The sequence below is a fragment of the uncultured Pelagimonas sp. genome (assembly GCF_947498515.1).
Lineage (GTDB): Bacteria > Pseudomonadota > Alphaproteobacteria > Rhodobacterales > Rhodobacteraceae > Pelagimonas.
Genome location: NZ_CANMKO010000010.1, coordinates 48,322 through 69,301 on the forward strand (window position 1 = coordinate 48,322; position 20,980 = coordinate 69,301).

23 protein-coding genes are annotated in these 20,980 nt (G+C 57.0%); 2 read left to right on the forward strand and 21 right to left on the reverse strand.

Annotated features, from left to right (window positions below):
* Nucleotides 1-4: 4 nt before the first annotated feature.
* The 4 genes from Q1A43_RS17965 to Q1A43_RS17980 all read right to left on the reverse strand — a co-directional run bounded on the left by Q1A43_RS17965 (nt 5) and on the right by Q1A43_RS17980 (nt 3,702).
* The gene (locus tag Q1A43_RS17965) at nt 5-1,039 is read right to left on the reverse strand and encodes a TRAP transporter substrate-binding protein (RefSeq protein ID WP_299937447.1); all 1,035 of its coding nucleotides are present in this window, start codon (nt 1,037-1,039) and stop codon (nt 5-7) included.
* A gap of 65 nt (nt 1,040-1,104) precedes the next feature.
* On the reverse strand, nt 1,105-2,430 hold the full coding sequence (locus Q1A43_RS17970) for a TRAP transporter large permease subunit (protein WP_299924473.1): 1,326 nt from the start codon (nt 2,428-2,430) through the stop codon (nt 1,105-1,107).
* Entirely contained in the window at nt 2,420-2,938 is a 519-nt protein-coding gene (locus Q1A43_RS17975) for a TRAP transporter small permease subunit (RefSeq protein WP_299937450.1), read from the reverse strand. Before Q1A43_RS17975 ends, Q1A43_RS17970 begins: the two co-directional genes overlap by 11 nt.
* A complete protein-coding gene (locus Q1A43_RS17980; RefSeq protein ID WP_299924467.1) occupies nt 2,935-3,702 on the reverse strand; it encodes an N-formylglutamate amidohydrolase in 768 nt (255 codons plus the stop codon). Before Q1A43_RS17980 ends, Q1A43_RS17975 begins: the two co-directional genes overlap by 4 nt.
* Before the next feature lie 73 nt (nt 3,703-3,775).
* Here Q1A43_RS17980 and Q1A43_RS17985 point away from each other — a divergent pair, with 73 nt between their 5' ends.
* Nucleotides 3,776-4,657 (forward strand): MurR/RpiR family transcriptional regulator, encoded by an 882-nt coding sequence (locus tag Q1A43_RS17985; protein ID WP_299924464.1) that lies wholly within the window; start codon nt 3,776-3,778, stop codon nt 4,655-4,657.
* A 24-nt stretch (nt 4,658-4,681) separates the two neighbouring features.
* A complete protein-coding gene (locus tag Q1A43_RS17990; protein WP_299937453.1) occupies nt 4,682-5,314 on the forward strand; it encodes a transglycosylase domain-containing protein in 633 nt (210 codons plus the stop codon).
* Between the two features lie 8 nt (nt 5,315-5,322).
* Here Q1A43_RS17990 and Q1A43_RS17995 read toward each other — a convergent pair whose 3' ends face one another.
* The 17 genes from Q1A43_RS17995 to Q1A43_RS18075 form a co-directional block, all read right to left on the reverse strand.
* The gene (locus Q1A43_RS17995) at nt 5,323-5,559 is read right to left on the reverse strand and encodes an Lrp/AsnC ligand binding domain-containing protein (RefSeq protein ID WP_299924458.1); all 237 of its coding nucleotides are present in this window, start codon (nt 5,557-5,559) and stop codon (nt 5,323-5,325) included.
* 10 nt (nt 5,560-5,569) lie between these two features.
* Nucleotides 5,570-6,766: a kynureninase gene (kynU, locus tag Q1A43_RS18000; protein WP_299937456.1), complete on the reverse strand. Its 1,197-nt coding sequence runs from the start codon at nt 6,764-6,766 to the stop codon at nt 5,570-5,572.
* Between the two features lie 45 nt (nt 6,767-6,811).
* On the reverse strand, nt 6,812-7,474 hold the full coding sequence (lepB, locus tag Q1A43_RS18005; protein ID WP_299937459.1) for a signal peptidase I: 663 nt from the start codon (nt 7,472-7,474) through the stop codon (nt 6,812-6,814).
* Between the two features lie 4 nt (nt 7,475-7,478).
* Entirely contained in the window at nt 7,479-7,880 is a 402-nt protein-coding gene (locus Q1A43_RS18010; RefSeq protein WP_299937462.1) for a RidA family protein, read from the reverse strand.
* Nucleotides 7,877-8,284 carry a thioesterase family protein gene (locus tag Q1A43_RS18015; protein WP_299937465.1) on the reverse strand — a complete coding sequence of 136 codons (408 nt, stop codon included), beginning with the start codon at nt 8,282-8,284 and terminating at the stop codon, nt 7,877-7,879. Before Q1A43_RS18015 ends, Q1A43_RS18010 begins: the two co-directional genes overlap by 4 nt.
* A 2-nt stretch (nt 8,285-8,286) precedes the next feature.
* Nucleotides 8,287-8,976, reverse strand: a complete 690-nt coding sequence (locus tag Q1A43_RS18020) for an ABC transporter ATP-binding protein (RefSeq protein WP_299937468.1) — start codon at nt 8,974-8,976, stop codon at nt 8,287-8,289.
* The gene (locus Q1A43_RS18025) at nt 8,973-9,722 is read right to left on the reverse strand and encodes an ABC transporter ATP-binding protein (RefSeq protein ID WP_299937471.1); all 750 of its coding nucleotides are present in this window, start codon (nt 9,720-9,722) and stop codon (nt 8,973-8,975) included. The genes Q1A43_RS18020 and Q1A43_RS18025 overlap by 4 nt, the downstream gene beginning before the upstream one ends.
* Nucleotides 9,715-10,698, reverse strand: coding sequence for a branched-chain amino acid ABC transporter permease (locus Q1A43_RS18030; RefSeq protein WP_299937660.1), 984 nt, complete (start codon nt 10,696-10,698; stop codon nt 9,715-9,717). Before Q1A43_RS18030 ends, Q1A43_RS18025 begins: the two co-directional genes overlap by 8 nt.
* 8 nt (nt 10,699-10,706) lie before the next feature.
* A complete protein-coding gene (locus Q1A43_RS18035; RefSeq protein ID WP_299937474.1) occupies nt 10,707-11,627 on the reverse strand; it encodes a branched-chain amino acid ABC transporter permease in 921 nt (306 codons plus the stop codon).
* 54 nt (nt 11,628-11,681) lie between these two features.
* Nucleotides 11,682-12,818: an ABC transporter substrate-binding protein gene (locus Q1A43_RS18040; protein ID WP_299937477.1), complete on the reverse strand. Its 1,137-nt coding sequence runs from the start codon at nt 12,816-12,818 to the stop codon at nt 11,682-11,684.
* A gap of 144 nt (nt 12,819-12,962) precedes the next feature.
* Nucleotides 12,963-14,579, reverse strand: coding sequence for an AMP-binding protein (locus Q1A43_RS18045; protein ID WP_299937480.1), 1,617 nt, complete (start codon nt 14,577-14,579; stop codon nt 12,963-12,965).
* Nucleotides 14,580-14,587: 8 nt separating this feature from the next.
* Nucleotides 14,588-15,418: a tryptophan 2,3-dioxygenase gene (gene kynA, locus Q1A43_RS18050; protein ID WP_299937483.1), complete on the reverse strand. Its 831-nt coding sequence runs from the start codon at nt 15,416-15,418 to the stop codon at nt 14,588-14,590.
* Complete coding sequence (locus Q1A43_RS18055; RefSeq protein WP_299937485.1) at nt 15,415-16,572, reverse strand: acyl-CoA dehydrogenase family protein; 1,158 nt, start codon at nt 16,570-16,572, stop codon at nt 15,415-15,417. Before Q1A43_RS18055 ends, kynA begins: the two co-directional genes overlap by 4 nt.
* The gene (locus Q1A43_RS18060; protein ID WP_299937488.1) at nt 16,572-17,372 is read right to left on the reverse strand and encodes an enoyl-CoA hydratase family protein; all 801 of its coding nucleotides are present in this window, start codon (nt 17,370-17,372) and stop codon (nt 16,572-16,574) included. Before Q1A43_RS18060 ends, Q1A43_RS18055 begins: the two co-directional genes overlap by 1 nt.
* Nucleotides 17,372-17,848, reverse strand: coding sequence for a MarR family transcriptional regulator (locus tag Q1A43_RS18065; RefSeq protein ID WP_299937490.1), 477 nt, complete (start codon nt 17,846-17,848; stop codon nt 17,372-17,374). Before Q1A43_RS18065 ends, Q1A43_RS18060 begins: the two co-directional genes overlap by 1 nt.
* Entirely contained in the window at nt 17,845-18,603 is a 759-nt protein-coding gene (locus Q1A43_RS18070; RefSeq protein ID WP_299937493.1) for an SDR family NAD(P)-dependent oxidoreductase, read from the reverse strand. The genes Q1A43_RS18065 and Q1A43_RS18070 overlap by 4 nt, the downstream gene beginning before the upstream one ends.
* Nucleotides 18,600-20,894, reverse strand: coding sequence for a bifunctional salicylyl-CoA 5-hydroxylase/oxidoreductase (locus Q1A43_RS18075; RefSeq protein ID WP_299937496.1), 2,295 nt, complete (start codon nt 20,892-20,894; stop codon nt 18,600-18,602). The genes Q1A43_RS18070 and Q1A43_RS18075 overlap by 4 nt, the downstream gene beginning before the upstream one ends.
* Nucleotides 20,895-20,980 lie beyond the last annotated feature (86 nt).

Sequence of the window (20,980 nt, forward strand, 5' to 3'; positions counted from 1 at the left end):
TTATTTAGCCGTAGCGGTAAGGCCGTCCAGCCTTTTGCATGTCAGCGTTATACTTTTTGATGATCTCGACAACCTTGGCCTTGGTTGGGCTTTCGGCGGCGATTTCGTCCCAGAATTCCATGGCCGCATTTTCAACGGTGGCCCATTCTTCGTCTGGAATTGTGGTCAGTTCCATCTTGGTGCCATCAACACGCAACGATGCTTCGCCACCCCAATACCACCACTGGCGATAGTAGTGCGATTGATCACAGCAGACGCGGAACAGGGTCTGAAGGTCTTCTGGAAGCTCGTTCCAGCGGTCTTGGTTGGCAAAGAACGATCCGGCCCATGCGCCCGAAATGTTGTTGGTGAGGAAGTAGTTTGTCACATCGGCCCAACCAACGGTGTAGTCTTCGGTGATGCCCGACCACGCGATGCCGTCAAGCTCGCCGGTTTGAACCGCGACTTCGATGTCTTCCCACGGCAAGGTCACAGGAACCACGCCGAATTGGGTCAGGAAGCGACCCGCAGTTGGGAAGGTAAAGATGCGCTTGCCTTTGAGATCGGCGAGCGAGTTGATCGGATCTTTGGTGGCGAAATGGCACGGATCCCAGGCACCAGCTGAGATATGTTTGACGCCAACTTTGGAATACTCTTCATCCCAGATTTCGTTCAGTCCGTATTGGTTGAACAGCACCGGCACATCGAGAGAATAGCGCGACGCGAACGGAAAATAGCCTCCGAAAACAGTGACATCGGTGGGCGAGGCCATCGAGTCATCATCCGATTGTACCGCATCAATGGTGCCGCGCTGCATAGCGCGGAACAGCTCACCGGTTGGGACAAGCTGATCAGCAAAGAAGAGCTCGATCTGCATACGGTCGCCAGCGATCTTGTTGAACATATCAATGGCGGGTTTCACCACATGTTCGGCCAACGCCGGGCCAGCATAGGTTTGCATGCGCCATTTGATCGTGCTTTGCGCCAGCGCGGGTGTGGCCAGCGGCGCAGCGGCCAAACCGGCCCCTGCGGTGGTGATAAACTTACGTCTTGTCGTCATGGTCGTTCCTCCTAGTGGGGTTTGTGAACGCCCGTTTGCCGGGTCTTTTTAGTGACTTATCGGTGTTAGTTTCCGTAAACATATTGCGGCAGCCAAAGCGCGATCTGTGGAAAGACCATGACCAGCGTCAGCGCCAAGGTCATCACCAGAACAAAGGGCAGGATCGAGCCGTAGATGTCCCGCAGGGTGATTTCCGGCGGGGCCATGGCGCGCATCAAGAACAGGTTATAGCCAAAGGGCGGCGTCATATAGGCAATTTGCGTGGTGATCGTATAAAGCACGCCGTACCAGATCAAATCAAAGCCAAGCGCCTTGACCAGCGGCACGTATAGGGGCGCAACGATGACCAGCATGGCCGTGTCATCAAGAAACGTGCCCATGATGATAAAGCTCAGCTGCATCAAAACCAGCACCATCCACGGGTCAAGGTCGAGCTGTTCGGTGAACAGGTCCTTGATCGCGTTGACCGCGCCCAGCCCGTCAAACACTGCGCCAAAGGCCAGAGCCGCAAGGATGATCCACATGAACATGCAGGAAATACCCAGCGTCATTTTCACCGATGTTTCAAAGACATCCCGCGTCATGCGCCCCTTGAACACCGCCGCAAGAAAAGCGGCTATCGCGCCAATGGCCGAGCTTTCGACAAGCGAGGTCCAGCCATTCACAAAGGGCACCATCATCGTCGCAAAGATCATCACAGGGAGCAGACCCGCGCGCAAAAGCGCCAGCTTTTCGGATCGCGGCATGGCGCGTTCTTCGGCGCTCAGCGCCGGGCCAAGCGATGGGTTCAGGCGACAGCGCACCACGATATAGAGGATGAACATCGCCGCCATCATCAGGCCCGGAACCACCCCGGCGAGCCAGAGCTGCCCGACCGGTTGGCGAGCAATCATCGCGTAAAGCACCAAAACGACCGAGGGCGGCACAAGGATACCGAGGCTTGATCCGGCTTGGACCACCCCCGTCACCATTTTCTTGTCATAGTTTCGCTTGAGCAGTTCCGGCAAGGCAATCGTCGCCCCAATCGCCATCCCCGCCACCGACAAGCCGTTCATCGCGGAAATCATCACCATCAATCCAATGGTGCCAATCGCCAAGCCGCCGGGAACACCGCCCATCCAGACATGGAACATCTTGTAAAGATCATCGGCTATCTTGGATTCCGATAGAACGTAGCCCATGAAAATGAACATCGGCAGGGTCAAAAGCGGATACCATTTCATCAGCTTCATCGCGCTGGAAAAGGCAATATCATAACCGCCACGATCGCCCCAAAGCACCAGCGCCGCAATCACCGCAACAAAGCCAATCGCGCCGAAAACCCGCTGACCGGTCATCAGCATGGCCATCATCGTGGCGAACATGAAGATCGCGATCATTTCATATGACATGCGGAATTTCCTCTCCGCGCAGGCGCAGAATGTCTTTGGCAAGTTCGGACAGGGCCTGCAAAAGCATGAGCACAATACCGGTGCACATGATCACTTTGATCGGCCAGAGATAGGGGCGCCATGCGGTTGGGCTCCGCTCGCCACCATATTGGAAACTGTACATGGTGCTGTCGATCCCGCCCCAAAGCAGAACGCCAAGATAGAAGATCAAGAACATCACTGTAACGATATCTACAGCGGCCTTGCGCCGGGTCGACCACCCGCCATAGAGAAGGTCCATCCGCACGTTTGATCCCATCTGGATCGAATAGGGTCCGCCCAACATGTAATAGGCGACCATAGCAAATTGCGCCATTTCCAACGTCCAGAGTGACGGGTTGAAAAAGGTTTTGGAAATCGACGACCACAGCAAAATCGCCATCATCACAAAGATGCCGTACATGGTGACCCGGCCAACGCGGTAGTTGATCCGGTCAACGACGCGAATAAACCTGTGCAGCACGCTCATGACGTCACCTCCTTTTGGGCGGCGATCAGAGTTGCGGCCAAGTGATCGCCCATGGCTTGGGCCTTGTGGGGCGTGTCGATCAAATCGTTGCGCACCTCGATCATCACATTGAGCAAACCGCGCGCTTCGCCATGTTTTTGCAAACTGTAGGTCACGCCATCGGTGGCGGAATAGGGTTCATCCAGCGCCGCTTTCATGCGGCCGCGCTCTTGTTCTTGGGTCAGACAGGCACGCGCCAACCGGTCATCGCTATGGCTTAGGTAGCCAAGTTCTGTAACGCGCGGCAAGTCGTTGTAAACAGGCGTAAAGCTATGGATCGTCACAAGGATCACCTCGCCCACCGCCGCATCCAAAACACGGGTCACCGTATCATGAAACGGCGTGTGGATATGGTCAAACCGCGATTGGCGACTGGCCGCGCTTAGGTCTTTGTTGCCCGGCACATCGTAGATTTCACTACGGGCGGGAATGCAATCCGGGGCCTCAAGCGGTCGGTTGCAATCATAGACCAGCCGCGAAATTTCGCCCGCTATCAGGGGTGATTTCAACCGCACGCTCAGGCGTTTGGCCATGTCCAGAGCGCCGATATCCCATGCGGCATGAGACAGCTTTGCCGCCGCACTTAGACCCAGACCATCGGCATTGGGAGGAATAAAGCTTGAGGCATGTTCGCAGACGAGCACAAAGCCCCCCTGCCCCGGCTGACCGTAAACCGCGGCGGCAGGCCAGCCCCAAGTATCTATATGTTGTTCAATTCGCGCCATCGTGTAATGATCACTACAGCAGGACCCCTCCTGTCAAGAAGTTTATGTAGCATTCTCTACACGTGGCGAGACTATGAATAGAAACCCACCAAAATCCGGCGATCAACGGCTGGTATTGGACCGTATCCGAGACAAGCAATCGGAACTCACGGCGGCCGAGCGCCGGTTAACCGCCGTCTTGATGGATGATTCTTTGGTGGCGGGGATGCAATCGATCACCAAATTGGCCGAAGCCGCCGAGGTCTCGACCCCCACAGTGATCCGATTGGCGCGCAAGTTGGGGTTCGAAGGCTTCCCGGATTTTCAGGCCGCGATCCGAGAAGAAATCGCCGCGCGGATGAAGGAACCCTTGGCCAAGCTCGACGCGCCCTCAACCACCGAAAACAAGGACCACATCGTTAGCCGGTTCGCCATGGCGGTGTCGCATAATATCAACGCCACAATTGACCGGCTAGACCCAGCCGAGTTTGACCTTGTGGCGCGGCTTTTGGCCGATCCAAGCCGGGCGCTTTATGTGCTTGGCGGGCGGATCACCCGATCCAACGCCCATTACTTTTTCAACCATCTGCAAATCATCCGCCCCGGTGTAAGCCTGCTCGACAGCTCGCCTTCGGTTTGGCCGCAATCCTTGTTGGATATGGACGAGCGCGCCACGCTGATCGTGTTCGATATCCGGCGCTATGAAAAAGAGTTGGAACGGCTTGCCAGTCTGGTGGTTGGACAAGGCGCGAATATCATTTTGTTCACGGATCAATGGGGCAGCCCCATTGAAAAATACGCCAAACACACGTTCCGAACGCTTGTCGAAGTGCCCTCAAGCTGGGACAGCACGCTGGCGATCAATTTCCTGATCGAGGCCTTGGTGGCGGAAATTCAGACCCTGCATTCGAGCACCGACAGGATTGCCGCGCTCGAAGAGATGATTGGCGAAAGTCGGATTTTCAGAAGCAATTGAGGCCGGGTTCTCGTGCTAAAACGGGTGGCTATATCAACCCTGACTGTCTTGATCTTGGTTGTTCTCTTTGTGTTTGTCGCCTTTCGGGCGTTTGTCCCCACAAGCTTGACTTCGGAGTTGCGACGTAGCTTCGAAAGCGCGGTAATCCACCTACCTGAATTGCCGGAACACGTGCCTCTCGCCTTTAGCACTGCCATTGATCCGGATTTCTATGTAACCCCTCGCTTGACCTCGCCGATAACCAAATATTTGGTCACGTTGTACGCAAGGCAAGAAGCGCCGGATCGCCGCATGTCCCCGACCGGACAAATCGCCCTTGGCTCGGCTTTTGCAGCCGAGTTTTCACACGATGAACTAATGCTCTGGCTTGTTTCAAAAGCTTACCTAGGCTTGGGCTGCTTTGGTGTCGCGAACGCCTCCCAAGCCCATTTCGCGACACCGATACAAGACATTGACCTGTCTCGCATCGCGCTTTTAACCGCTTTATCCAAAGCCACCACACATCTAAACCTAGAACGTGCACCAGATTTAGTTTTGGCAGAGCGGAACGCTATTCTAAAGGGCATGGAAACCATGGGGGCCATGGGCCCGGACGTCATAGTCCAGGCCATCTCTATGCCATTGCAGGTTCAATCCCCCCTGCCCAAATGCGATTGATCAGACGCTTAGAACGCCTTGAACGTCAGGGTGGTAAAGGTGCGTTCAATGCCATCAATATCCATCAATTTGGCATTGATGTATTTGCCGACATCTTCATCCTCGGGGACATAAAGCTTCATCAGAAGTTCGTATTGGCCGCTTGTCGAATAGAGTTCAGAGTGGAATTCGCGCAGGGCGATTTCATCGGCGACCTTGTAGGTGGTGCCGGGGCGGCATTGGATTTGAACAAAGAGGCAGGTCATGGTCTGTCCTTCAGGTTACGCGCGACACGCTGTGGTATTTCGGGTCGCGCCAAATGTCGTTGTTGATCACATCTTCGATGATTTCGGCGGCAGCGACCACGTCTTTTTCATCCAAGTAGAGCGGGGTAAAGCCGAAACGCATGATATTGGGCGCACGGAAGTCGCCGATCACACCGCGTTCGATGAGGGCCTGCATCGCCGGATAGCCGTTTTCAAAGGCAAAGGACACCTGTGAGCCACGTTGATGCGGGTCGCGGGGGCTTGCCAGAGTGAGTGTGGGGCAGCGTGCTTCAACTTCGCGGATAAAGGTCTCGGACAGGGCGATTGAGGCGGCGCGCAGGTCCTCCATGGCGACGCCGTCCCAGGCTTCGAGCGCATCTTGCAGCACCGCCAGTTGCAGGATCGGTGGGGTGCCAACGCGCATTCGTTCGGTGGACATAGCCGGGCGGTAATCAAGCTCCATCGCGAAAGGCGCATCGTGACCAAGCCATCCCGACAAGGCCGGTTTGATGGTATCGACGATGTCAGGCCGGACGTAAATGAAGGCCGGGGCACCGGGACCGCCATTGAGGTATTTATAGCTACAACCAACCGCAAATTCGGCGTTTGATGCGGTGAGATCAACCGGAACAGCCCCAGCAGAATGGGCCAAATCCCAGATCATCACCGCGCCCATGGCATGGGCCTTTTCGGTAATGGCGCGCATGTCGTGCATACGACCAGAGCGATAATCAACCTGTGTCAGCATCACCACAGCGATGTCTTCGGTGATGGCGTCGATGACATTTTCGGGGGCCGGGGTGCGCAGCTCGTACCCTTTGTCGATAGTCTCAATCAGGCCCTGCGCCATATAAAGGTCGCTTGGGAAATTGCCGTTGTCAGAGAGGATGACCCGGCGATCAGGCCGCATTTTCAGAGCTGCCGCAAGGGCTTGGTAAACTTTGATCGACAGGGTATCGCCGGTCGCAACGGAACCAGACGGTGCCCCCAGCAGATCGGCGATGCGATCGCCAACAACCTGCGGCAGTGCCATCCAACCAGCGGTGTTCCACGCTTTGATAAGCTGATTGCCCCATTCGTTTTCAATCACTTGCGTGGCGCGGGCTGCGGCCCCTTTCGGCAAAACGCCCAGAGAGTTGCCATCGAGATAGATGACCCCTTGGGGAATATCGAAAAGCTCTTTGCGAGGGAGAGAAACACGGACCATCAAAAGGTATCCTTTTTGGGTTTTATGTCGGCTTGCACCAACAGCTTAATTCTTGTCATCTAGGGTATCGAAAACCGCTCGGATATTGCCAACAGGAATGCCCCCCGGGCCGCCCTTGGCGACACCGAAACGGCTATCCAATGCGTTGTCCCGATTATCGCCAAGCACGAAAACATGGCCGTCTGGCACGGTGAACACCTCGGTATTGTCTTGCGGTTGCAATCCCAAATCCAAGGTCTGGTAGCGATAGCCGTTCGTCTCTTCTTGCCAAACATCGATATCGCAGCTGTCGCCTAGGGTGGTCGGAGCACCACAACGTGGCAGATGCCCCTGAGCCCCCTCAGGTTCCATTTTCTGCACATATGGCTGATCAAGCTTTTTCGCCGAAATAGTGACCCCGTCGATCACCAAACGGCCATCAACCATTTGTACGGTTTGCCCAGCCAGAGCGGCGATCCGAAACACGAATTCCACATTTCTTTTAGGATGTTGAAAGGCGACAATACGGCCTGGAACAATGTCTTCCATCGTTAGGTCCGTCCGCGCGATATAACAAACCTCGGGTTCCATAGTCGGCTTCATTGATCCCGCGACAAGGTAAAAACTGCGAAAATCTCCTGTTAGACACTTTAGACAAACACAAAGCGGCGTGGCCTGTCCCACGGTCCCCAACAGGCTAATCACAAAAACAAAACTCAATACACGCATTGGTTCACCCTTTAGAAATATGCGCCGTGGCTTCGATTTCGAGCAGGGCCTCGTCTTCGATCAAATCGGCCACGACCAGCATCGACATGGCGGGGAAATTGCGGCCCAAAATCTTGCGATAGGCCTGTCCGACCTCAGCTTGATGAGCGAGATAGGTTTTCTTGGATTTGACGAACCACGTCAGGCGGGTGATATCGGCGGCGCTACCGCCAGCGGCCTCAACCACCGCCAGAATATTGCGGAGGGTTTGTTCCATCTGACCGATGAAATCATGGGCCTCAAACACCTGCTCGGCGGTCCAGCCAATCTGGCCGCCAACATAAAGCACACCATCGGCGCTCAGCACACCATTGGCATAGCCTTTGGCCGGGGCCCATCCGTCTGGGTGAATGATCTGATTGCTCATGTGCTCTCTCCGGTAAAGGCGTCGAGTTTGGATTTCACCGCTTTTGGCCATGGCTGGGACGCGCCTTTGGCATCGGTGTAAACTAGGGTGGATGTGGCGGTGAAACGTGTCTCATCACCGCAATTGGCGGTGATGGTCAGAGTGAAACTTTTGGTGCCCGCACGCACGCCAACTAGGGTCAAAACAAGCGCATCGCCATGGCGGCTTGGCGCCAAAAACCGGGTCTGAATTTCCGCCGTAGGCACCCCGGCGCTCTGCAACAGGGTTTCAAACGGATAGTCTAGAACCTGATCAAAAAACGCCTCGACACAGTCGTTGATCATCTCGAAATAGCGCGGATAAAAGACGATGCCCGCCGGGTCGCAATGTTTGAACAGCACCTTTTGAGGATAGTCAAACCCCATGGCTACACCCCCAAAAACTGATTGGTGACGTCGTCGTTCAGGGCCGCCATCGCACCCGACCAAACATCTTCGCCACGTTGCAAAATCACGGCCTTATCAGCAACTTGCCCCAACTCTCGCAGGGATTTATCGACCACCAGAATGGCCATGCCGGTTTCGCGTTTCAACTTGGCCACCGCCGCCCAGATTTCTTGGCGCACCAAGGGGGCCAGCCCTTCGGTGGCCTCGTCCAAAATCAACAGACGCGGGTTGGTCATCAGCGCACGACCAATCGCCAACATTTGCTGTTCACCACCCGACAAGGACGCGGCGGATTGATCGCGGCGCTCAGACAGACGTGGGAACAATTCGGCCACGCGCGCCTCATCCCAATGGCCCGGACGGGCGGCGGCAATGAGGTTTTCGATGACCGATAGGCTGGCAAAACACCGGCGCCCTTCGGGAACCAGACCAACGCCAAGTCGGGCCACCTTGTGCGACGGAACCCGCGCCAGATCTTGACCGGACAAGCACACCATTCCAGACGTGACCGGCAGCAATTTGCAGATGGTTTTGACAGTGGTCGATTTGCCCATGCCGTTGCGCCCCATCAGTGCCAAAACCTCGCCTTGGTCCACGGACAGCGACACGCCAAACAAGGCCTGTGTTGCCCCATAAGAGGCGGTGATGTTGTCGACAGTCAACAGGGTCATTCTTCGTCCCCCAGATAGGCGGCACGCACATCCGGATTGGCGCGAATGTCGGCCACCGTGCCCGTCGCGATCACCGCGCCGTAGACCAGAACGGAAATCCGATCGGCCAATGCAAAGACCGCGTCCATGTCATGTTCCACCAAGAGGATCGGGGCCTCGGATCGCAGCCCATCCAAGAAGGTGGTCAGTCGTTTGGAGCCTTCGGTGCCAAGCCCCGCCATGGGTTCATCCATGACAAACGCCTTGGGTTTCAAGGTGAGCGCCACGGCAACCTCGAGCTGACGGCGTTGACCGTGTGACAATTCAGCGGTGCGAGTTGTGGCGTGATCTTGCAAGCCAACGCGGGTGAGCGCCTCTTCGGCCACTTCCCGCAAGTCGGGGTTTTTCAACGCGGGTTTCCAGAAACGAAAGGGCGATCCCCCCGCCCCCAGCGCGCCCAGAACGACGTTTTGCAACACCGTGTCTTCCATGGCGAGGGCCGAGATTTGGAACGTCCGGCCAAGGCCGCGTTTCGCCCGCGCCGGTGTGTTGAGGGCGGTGACGTCTTGGCCTTGCAAGAACACCTGCCCTGCGTCGGGTTTTAGCCCCCCGGCGATCTGTTTGATCAGAGTCGATTTGCCCGCGCCATTGGGGCCGATCAAGGCGTGGATTTCCCCCGCGCGCAAATCGAGGCTCACGTCTTTGCTGGCCTGTAGGGCCCCGAAGCTTTTGGAAACATTGCGGGTTTCAAGGAGGACATCAGTCATGGGCATTCTCCTTTCCCGCCAGTGTGCCAATGACACCGCCGCGCGCAAACAGCACAATCAACAGCAACAGAATGCCAAGATAGATGTGCCAATAGTCGGACAAGCCGCCAAGCAAATGTTCCAACGCAATAAAGATCACCGCGCCAACCACCGGCCCAAAAAGCCGCGCCACACCGCCAATGATGATGAACACCATGATCTCACCGCTGGTTTGCCAGCTGAACATCGTCGGGCTGACAAAGCGGTTGAGATCAGCAAAGAGCGCGCCCGCCAAGCCGGTGATCATCCCCGACAGGGTAAAGGCCACAAGGCGCAGTTTGTAGGGCGAAATGCCGACGGTTTCGACCCGTTCGGCGGTTTGACGTGCGGCGTTCAGGGCAAGGCCAAAGGGTGATTTGGCCAGACGCGCGCAAAGGATCAGCACGATGGTCAGGACGGTGAAACAGATGCCGTAAAACTGGATCGGGTCAAGTGTGTTGAGGCCGGGAAAGCCGTTGCGCACATAGATCGACAGACCATCTTCGCCGCCATAGGCGGGCCAGCTGATGGCAAAGAAGTACAGCATTTGGCCAAAGGCCAGCGTGATCATGATGAAATAGACCCCAGAGGTGCGCAAAGACAGCGCGCCAATCGCCAAAGCCGCAAGGCCCGAGGAGATGATGGCGGTCAACCAGATCACCGGCATCGACTTGGTGCCTTCGATCACAAATGGGGTTTCAAGGATTGGGCTATAGCTTTGGGCGTGGCTCGCCAGAATGCCCATGGCATAGCCGCCAAGGCCGAAAAACGCCGCGTGGCCAAGGCTTACCAAACCGCCAAGACCCAGCGCCAGGTTTAGACCAACACCGGCCAATGCGAGGATGACCGCCTTGGTCGCCAGAGTGATCATAAAGGGTTCATCGGCGATCCACGCCCAAAGCGGGAAGAGGATCAGGCCGGCCATCATGGCAAGATTAAACAGGGTTTCGCGTGTCATCTGGGTCATCAGGCACGCGCTCCGAAAAGACCGGTTGGGCGCCAGATCAGCACCACCGCCATGAGGATGTAAATCGCCATAGAGGCCAGCGAAGAGCCAATGGATGTGGCCGCCGAGGCCTCCATAAACTGTTTGAAAAGCGCGGGGAGCAAGACGCCGCCCAAGGTGTCGGTCAGGCCAACAAGAATGGCAGCGATCAACGCGCCTTTGATTGAACCGATGCCGCCGATCACGATCACCACAAAGGCAAGGATCAAAACGGGTTCGCCCATGCCAACCTGAACCGATTGGATCGCGCCAACGAGCGCCCCCGCAAGTCCGGCCAGCGCCGCGCCGAGAGCGAAAACGATGGTGTAGAGTTTAGAAATATCAACGCCGAGCGCCGCGATCATCTCGCGGTCATTTTCACCGGCGCGAATTTGAATGCCCAGCCGCGTGCGGTTGATCAGCCAGAAAAGCGCCGCCGCAATCGACAGGCCAATGGTGATCAGGGTCAGGCGATAGAGCGGATATTCGATGCCGCCGGGAAGGGTTACAGGACCGGCAAGGTAGGGCGGTATGTTGAGAAACAGCGGGAAGGAGCCAAAGATCCAGCGTGTGCCTTCGGAAAAGATCAGGATGAGGGCAAAGGTGGCCAAGACTTGATCGAGATGATCACGATCATAAAGCCGTCGGATCACCACAACCTCGACCAAGGCCCCCACCGCCGCCGCCGCAGAGAGCGCCGCAATCAGAGCCAATAGGAACGACCCGGTCGCCCCGGCCACCGCCGCCGCCGCAAAGGCCCCGATCATAAAGAGCGAGCCATGGGCGAGATTGATCAGGCCCATGACGCCGAAAACCAGCGTCAGACCAGCCGCCATGACAAAGAGCATGACGCCAAGTTGCAGGCCGTTCAGGACCTGTTCGGCGAGAAGTATCATAGACATGCGAGGAGATCCGTTAGAGTGGTCCGGGCACCCATGCGCCCGGACCGGGTTGATTTAGAATTTGCAGTCAGCCGCGTAAACATCCGCATGATCCGACAGCGCCGTGCCGATGATCTTGTTGGTAAAGATGTCACCCTCTTTGATCACTTCGCGCACATAGATGTCTTGGACCGGGTGGTTGTTGGAACCGAATTTGAAGTCCCCGCGGGTGCTATCAAAATCCGCTGCCTGAAGTGCGGTGCGGAAGGCATCGGCATCCGAAACATCGGCCACATCCATGGCGCTCATCAACAGGTTGGCGGTGTCAAACCCTTGGCTCGCATAAAGCGAAGGCAAGCGGCCATAGGCCTCCTGGAAGGTTTTGACAAACTGCGCGTTGGTGGCGTTGTCGATGTCTTTGTTCCACTGCGAGGTGTTCACAACGCCCAGCGCGGCATCACCAACCGCCTGCAAAATCCCCTGATCAAAAGAGAAAGCCGGACCAACAACTGGGATGTCCAAACCGCTATCGGCATATTGCTTGAGGAAGGAAATCCCCATGCCGCCGGGCAAGAAGAAATAAACGCTATCGGCACCAGATGCACGGATCTGCGCAATTTCCGAGGCGTAATCGGTCTGACCGAGCTTGGTGAACAACTCACCGGCCAACTCGCCCTCATACATGCGTTTGTAACCGGTCAACGCATCCTGACCTGCCGGGTAGTTGGGGGCAAGAATGAAGGAATTCTTGTAGTCAGCCGTATTGGCATAGGCCCCACCTGCCTCGTGCAGGTTGTCGTTTTGCCATGCGACGTTGAAGTAGTTGGGGTTACAACCCTTGCCCGCCAAAACCGACGGACCAGCGTTGGGCGAGAGGTAGAATTTTCCCTGTGCGACTGCGGCGGGAACCACGGCCATAGCAAGGTTCGACCAAATGATCCCGGTCAAAACATCAACCTTTTCCGATTGGATCATCTTATCGGCCAATTGCACGGCGATATCGGGTTTACGTTGATCATCCTCGATCACCACTTCGATGTCTTTGCGGTCGGCTTGCGACACGGCAAGCATAAAGCCATCGCGCACATCAATACCAAGGCCCGCGCCGCCCCCAGACAGGGTGGTGATCATGCCAACTTTGAGACCTTCGGCCGCCACCGGGGCGGTCAGGGCCGCCATACAGCTGGCCAATGCAAGTGCTTTCAATTTCATATGTCTTTCTCCGTGTTGGTCCGCGCGTATCGCTCTTGCGGTGATCTGGCGGGTTGCTTTTTCGGGCCGTGAGACCGCTAACAGGGCTGCATTGATCTATGCAAAACCGACAGGGTCAACAGTCTTTTATCAATTGGTTGAATTCTAAGGGTCGTTTGCGCCCCCCGGTTTGAGTTGGAAACGTTGAATTTTCCCGGTTTGGGTTTTGGGAAGGGCGTCACAAAACACCACCGAACGCGGGTATTTATAGGGGGCGATGGTGGCTTTGACGTGGTCTTGCAAATCTTGCGCGCTTGCGGGCGTGGCCAACACCACATGCGCCTCAACCACCATCCCGCGCGCCTCGTCTGGGGCACCGATCACCGCGCATTCCTTGACCGCCGGATGCGAGAGCAAGGCCGCCTCAACCTCAGGTCCGGCGATATTATAGCCCGAAGACACGATCATATCGTCGTTGCGCGCTGCAAAATGCAGATAGCCGTCTTTGTCCATCTGGAAGGCATCGCCGGTGATGTTCCAGCCATCCTGCACATATCCCTGTTGACGCTCATCCGCCAAATACCGACACCCGGTCGGGCCGCGCACCGCAAGCTTACCAACCTCACCAGCGGGGAGCGTTTCACCCTTTGACCCAATGATTTTGACCTCATAGCCGCGCACCGGCTTGCCGGTACAGGCCGGGCGGTGATCGTCAAATCGGTTGGAGATAAAGATATGTAAAAGCTCGGTCGCGCCAATGCCGTCAAGCATCGGTTTGCCGGTTTTTTCCATCCAGTCCTGATAGACGGGCGCAGGCAAGGTTTCCCCCGCCGAAACCGCCGCCCGCAGCGATGATAAATCGGCCCCCTGCTCCATCGCGGCCAACATAGCGCGATAGGCGGTGGGCGCCGTGAAACACACCGTCGCTTTGTATTTCTGAATGATCTCAATCATCTGCGGCGGGGCAGCGTTTTCCAGCAAGGTCGCCGTCGCCCCAAAGCGCAGCGGGAACAACGCCAGTCCGCCAAGCCCAAAGGTGAACGCCAAAGGCGGCGAGCCGACAAAAACATCATCAGGGGTGACGCCAAGAACCTCGCGCGCATAGCCATCGGCGATGATAAGCAGATCGCGGTGAAAATGCATCGTCGCCTTGGGCGATCCGGTGGTGCCAGAGGTAAAGCCCAACAGCGCCACGTCATCGCGCCCGGTCTCTACCGCATCAAATTGCACCGGTTTCTCAAGCGCCAGTCGATCCAGCTCGGCATCATGGTTTGAGGTGCCATCAAACCCGGTGACCGAGGTGAGGAATGGCGACGTCTGCGCACAGGTTTCCAGCTCATCCAAGAGGCGCGTATCACAGAGCGCATGGCTGATCTCGGCCTTGTCGATGATCGCCGTCAATTCGGTTGCACGCAACATCGGCATGGTGTTGACCACAACCGCGCCCACCTTAGTTGCCGCCAACCAACAGGCGACCATGGCCGGGTTATTGGCAGAGCGGATTAACACACGATTGCCCGGTTTCACCCCAAGATCATCGACCAGAACATGGGCCAACCGGTTGGTCCAATCGCTTAGCTCTTTGTAGGTGCGCCGCCGACCATTGCCGATAAGCGCCGTGTGATCCCCAAAGCCACGCGCCACCATCACATCGGTCAGCTCAGCCCCGACATTCAACCGATCAGGATAATCGAACCCATCGAGCAAGAAGTCAGGCTGATGCTCGGGTGCCGGAAGGTTATCGCGGCAAAACGTGTCGGTATGAGCGGATGGTCCCAGCATGATGTTCCCTACAGTTCCGTGCGCACGTGCCAAAGCTCTGGGAAGAGCTCGACCGACAGCATCATTTTGAGATAGTCGACACCGCCGGTGCCCCCGGTGCCACGTTTGAAGCCAATTACCCGCTCAACCGTGGTCACATGGTTGAACCGCCAGCGGCGGAAATAGTCCTCAAGATCGACTAGCTTTTCACCCATTTCATAGAGCGTCCAATGGGTTGCCGGATCGGCGTACACCTTGGCCCACATGGCTCGGATCTCTGGAATGGCCTCATGCGGGGCTTGCGCCGGGGATGCGATGGCGTTGGTGGGAACGTCATGCCCCTGCCCCGCCGCATAGGTCAAAACGGTTTGATATAGCGTCGGCTCGGCCAATTCGGCCTCTAGCCGGGTGGTGCCCTTTGGATCGTGCGCGTGCGGTTTCAACATCGCCAAATTGCGGTTGCCCAGCGCATATTCGATCAAACGATATTGCAAGGACTGAAACCCCGAGCTCATCCCCAGATCATCGCGAAAACTGGTGTAATCGCTGGGCGTCATGGTGCGCAGCACGTCCCACGCATTGTTGAGCTGCTCCATGATCCGCGACACGCGGGCGAGCTTTTTGAACGCATCCGGGAGCCGCTCTGCAGCAATGTCCGCGCGCGCCGCACCAAGCTCATGCAGCATCAGTTTCATCCAAAGTTCCGACGTTTGATGCTGAACGATAAACAGCATTTCGTCATGGGCCTCGGACAAAGGATGCTGGGCCGAAATGACCTGATCGATATGCAGGTAATCGCCGTAGGACATCTTTTGCGAAAAATCGGTCTTGGCCCCGTGCTGTTCTGGATCAGTTGTCATGTCTGTCCTCCGAGTTCGGCTAGGGTCTGGCGGGCGATGATGATCCGTTGGACATCGGAGGCGCCTTCATAGATGCGCAACGCCCGGATTTCGCGATAAAGCCGTTCGACCGTTTCGCCGGATCGCACCCCATCGCCGCCATGCAATTGCACCGCCTTGTCGATGACTTTTTGGGCATGATCCGTGGCAAAAAGCTTGGCCATAGCCGCTTCGCGGGTGATACGCGGCGCACCGCTATCCTTGGTCCATGCGGCGCGATAGATGAGCAAAGCCGCCGCGTCGATATCCAGTGCCATATCGGCGATATGCCCCTGAACCATCTGCAAATCCGCCAAGGGGGCCCCTTGGATTTGACGCGACTGAACGCGCTTGACAGCCTCATCAAGCGCACGCCGAGCAAAGCCAAGCGCCGCTGCACCAACCGTGGCGCGAAACACGTCGAGCACCGACATCGCGATCTTGAACCCCTGACCCGAGGCCCCGATGAGGGCGCTGACCGGGATGCGGCAATCGCGAAACTCCAACGTTGCCAAAGGGTGCGGGGCGATGGTGTCGAGCCGTTCTGTTACGCGTAATCCGGGCGTGTCAGCCGGGACAACAAATGCCGACAGCCCCTTGGCCCCCGGGGCGTCGCCGGTTCGGGCAAAAACCGTATAGACGTCGGCGATGCCACCGTTGGAAATCCAAGTCTTTTCGCCGTTCAATACGTAACTATCGCCGTCCAGCGTTGCGGTCATTGTCGAATTGGCGACGTCCGACCCTGATTGCGGCTCGGTCAATGCAAAGGCGGAAATCGCGGTGCCGGAACGGGTGAGCGGGAGCCACGCGGCCTTTTGTTCGTCACTGCCAAAAAGTGATATCGCCCCGGTGCCAAGCCCCTGCATCGCAAAGGAAAAATCTGCCAAACCGTCATGTCGGGCCAATGTTTCGCGAGATAGGCACAGGCTGCGTACATCCAAATTTCCGGCAGGCGACGCGGTGTGATCCAACCACCCGGCCGCCCCGAGATTTGCGACCAAATCGCGACAGGTTTGATCGGTATCGGCATGATCAACATCGGTGAGCTTGGCTTTGGCCCAAGTCTCCAGACCCTCAGCCAAGTCGCGGTGCCGATCCTCAAAGAATGGCCAAGACAGAAAGCTTTGATCCGCCATCAGTTACCCTCAAACATAGGTTTTTCTTTGCCGACAAAGGCGCGATAGGCGCGCTCAAAATCCGCCGTTTGCATACAAATCGCTTGGGCTTGCGCTTCGGCCTCAATCGCCTGTTCGATAGACATCGACCATTCCTGCGCCAGCATGGTCTTGGTCATCATATGACCAAAATTCGGACCCGCTGCGATGCGGGTTGCCAAGGTTTCCGCAGCCTCCTCAAGGGCATCCGCCGCGACAACAGAGTTGTAAAACCCCCATGCCGCGCCTTCCTCGGCGCTCATCGAGCGTCCGGTAAAAAGCAATTCGGCGGCGCGGCCCTGACCGATGATCCGAGGCAGTATCGCACAGGCCCCCATGTCACAGCCCGCCAAACCAACGCGGGTGAACAAAAACGCGCATTTCGCGTCCGGTGTGGCGATACGCAGGTCGGATGCCATGGCGATAATCGCCCCGGCCCCAACACAGACCCCGTCAATCGCGGCAATCACCGGTTTGGTGCAATTGACGATGGCCTTGACCAAATCGCCGGTCATCCGGGTAAAGGCCAAAAGCTCTTTCATCGACATTCTGGTCAGCGGGCCGATGATGTCGTGCACATCCCCGCCCGAGCTGAAATTGCCGCCGTTTGACCCAAACACCACCGCGTTGACGTCATCGGCATAGGCCAGATCGCGGAACCAATCGCGCAGCTCGGCGTAGCTTTCGAAGGTGAGCGGGTTTTTGCGATCCGGTCGATCAAGCGCGACAAAGGCGATCCCATCGCGGATGTCACAGCGAAAATGCGTTACATCTGTGCGCATCAATCCTCTCCTTCGGTTAGGGTGGTCACAAGGTGGTCCAAACGGGTGGCCAAGACGGCGGCCTCGTCCTGATCAAAACTGCTCAGCATCTCATCGACCCATGTTTCATGGGCGGCGGCTTGGCGGGCAAATTCGGCCCGTCCTTGGTCGGTCAGGCACACTTTTGACGCCCGGCGATCTCCGGGCACGGCCACGCGCACCACGTGCCCCTCTTCGGTCAACCGATCAACAATGCCGGTGACATTGCCGTTTGAGACCCGCAACACACCGGAAAGCGCACTCATCTTGAGGCCCTCATCATAGCGCGACAGGGCCGCCATCACGTCAAATCGCGGCAGCGTCGCACCAAATTTCTGGCGTAGGTTTTCGCGTAACTCCGCCTCGACCAGACGGCTGGCTTTGAGCAACCGCAGCCACAGGCGCAGGCGGTCTTTGGAGGCGGGTTCTGGCACTTGGGTATTGGGTTTTTGGCTCATATTTCCCCTCCGGTCACGCTCAGAGCATGACCATTAACCGAGCGCGCCGCGTTTGAGCACAGCCAGAGCACCGCCCCCGCGACCTCATCAACCTCGATAAAACGTTTTTGCGGATTGCCGCGTTTGAGCGATGTCGCCGCATCTTCGGCGCTCATCCCGGTCTTCTCGCTGATGTTGGTGATGGACCGGTCCAACATGGGCGTATCCACAAAACCGGGGCAGATGGCATTAACGGTGATGCCGCTGCTGGCCAATTCAAGGGCCAAGGCGCGGGTCAATCCCACGACCCCGTGTTTGGCTGCGCAATACCCCGCCACATAAGGATAACCTTTGAGCCCGGCCGAAGACGCGATGGCAATCATCTGCCCTTCGCCCATTTGTTCCATATCGCCCAAAGCCGCCTGAAAGCTGTTGAACACACCGGTTAGGTTCACATCCAACATGGATTGAAAGGCCTCAGCGCTGGTTTTGGCAAAGGGAACGCTCACCGCCGCCCCGGCATTGGCAATCACCGCCGATATCGGGCCGTTTAGCCCGCGCGCCTGTTGATAGGCCGCTTTGACGGCGCTGGCATCGGTGACATCGCAGGTCACATAGCCGATGAATTTGTGTTGTTTGGCCACCTCGCGCAACGGCGCCTCGCGACGGCCCAAAATGGTGACCTTGGCCCCCTCATGGGCCAGCGTTTCGGCGATGGCCGCGCCAACCCCGGTGCCGCCGCCGGTCACAACGATATGTTTGTCGGCAACGCTCATACCCGGCCCGCCGTTTCCGCGTCTTTGTCGGCCAACCGCCAGGCCTGATCCCGCCCGGCCTCGTAAGGTTTGGGCCAGATTTCCTGACGATCCCCCAGCGCCGTGGCGGCGTGCAAGGTCCAATAGGGATCGGCCAAATGTGGCCGTGCCAAACAGACAAGATCGGCGCGCCCTGCCATCAGGATCGAATTGACATGATCGGGCTCATAGATATTGCCAACCGCCATGGTTTTAAGCCCGGCCTCGTTGCGAATTCGGTCACTAAACGGGGTCTGGAACATGCGGCCATAGATAGGCTTGGCCTCGGGCGAGGTTTGCCCGGCGGAAACGTCAATAATATCTGCCCCGGCGGCGCTAAACATCTTGGCGATCTTAACCGCCTCTTGCGCGGTAACACCCGCCTCGCCCATCCAATCATTGGCCGAAATTCGCACCGACATCGGTTTGTCGGCGGGCCAAGTGGCGCGCATGGCCGCAAAGACCTCGAGCGGATAGCGCATCCGGTTTTCGAGCGGGCCGCCGTAATCGTCGCCGCGCAAATTGGACAGGGGCGAGATGAAAGACGAGATCAAATAGCCATGCGCCGCATGCAGTTCGATCATGTCAAATCCGGAACGCGCGGCCATATCGGTGGCCTTCACAAACTGATCGCGCACGGTATCCATATCGGCGCGGGTCATGTCGCGGGGCGTGGCGTTGCCCTTTGTCCAAGGAAGGGCCGAGGCACTGATTAGCTCCCAATTGCCGGTTTCAAGGGGCTGATCCATGCCCTCCCACCCCACTCGGGTCGAGCCCTTGCGCCCGGCATGGCCTATCTGACAACAGGTCTTGGCGTCGGTCTCGGCGTGAACAAAGGCGTTTATCCGGGCCCAAGCCGTTTCATGCTCGGGCGCATATAATCCGGGGCAGCCCGGTGTAATCCGGCCATCCGCCGAGACACAGGTCATTTCGGTATAGACAAGCCCCGCACCGCCCTTGGCACGTTCACCATAATGTATCAGATGCCAATCGGTCGGAGAGCCATCAACCGCCTTGTATTGCGCCATCGGTGACACAACCACACGGTTTTTCAAGGACATATCGCGCAACTGAAACGGCGCAAACATCGGTGCGCGCGGTGTCTTGCTGCTCTCTGCTCCGGCCTGAACCTGAAACCAATCTTCGGCCTCGGCCAACCATTTCGGATCACGCTCACGTAGGTTTTCATGGCTGATCCGCTGGCTGCGGGTCAAAAGCGAATAGTTGAGCTGAACCGGATCAAGGTCGAGGTAACGCTCCACGTCCTCAAACCATTCTACCGAATTGCGCGCTGCCGATTGCAGGCGCAACACTTCGATGCGCCGCTGATCTTGGTATTTGGCGAAAGCGGCCTCGAGCGTTGGCTCATCCGCAATGTATTGGGCCAAAGCAATGGCGCTTTCCAAGGCCAACTTGGTGCCCGAGCCAATCGAAAAATGCGCCGTCGCTGAGGCATCGCCGAGCAAAACGATGTTATCCGCGCTCCAGTTTTCGCAAAGAACCCGAGGGAATTGCAGCCATGCCGAGCCGCGAATGTGATTGGCGTTGGTCATCAAGGCGTGACCATCCAAATGATCGTCAAAAACCTTTTGGCAAATCTCGATGGTCTGCTGCTGACTTTTGTCACCAAACCCATAGGCATCAAAGGTGTCTTGGGTGCATTCGACGATAAACGTCGCCGTGTCATCGTCAAATTGATAGGCATGCGCCCAAACCCAGCCCTTGTCCGTCTCTTCAAAGATAAAGGTAAAGGCATCATCAAATTTTTGATGGGTGCCAAGCCAGACAAATTGGCATTTGCGGGTATCAATTTCGGGTTTGAAACGATCGGCAAGCTCGGTGCGGGTCTTGGAATTCAACCCATCACTGGCCACGACAACGTCAAAGTCTTTGGCATATTCGGTGGCGGGACGCGCCTCGGATTCAAAGCGCAGGTCAACGCCAAGCGCGCGCGCCCGGTCTTGCAAAACCAAGAGCAATTGTTTGCGCCCGATGCCGCAAAACCCATGCCCGGTGGACAGCATCTTTTGCCCCTTGTGATGAACCGCGATGTCATCCCAATAGGCAAAATGTTCCCGTATTGCGGCGGCGCTTGCCGCGTCGTTTTGGGCAAGATTGTCCAAGGTTTCATCGGACAGAACCACGCCCCAACCAAAGGTATCATCAGGGCGGTTGCGTTCAAAAACAACGACCTCTGCATCGGGCTGACGCAGTTTAATCGAGATTGCGAAATACAATCCCGCCGGACCGCCACCAAGACATGCATATCGCATTTCACCGCCCCCAAAGACCTAAGTTAAGAAAAGCGTAACAGGGAAAAAATCTATTTCAAGCAAAAATATTTTAAGCCTAAAGTTTT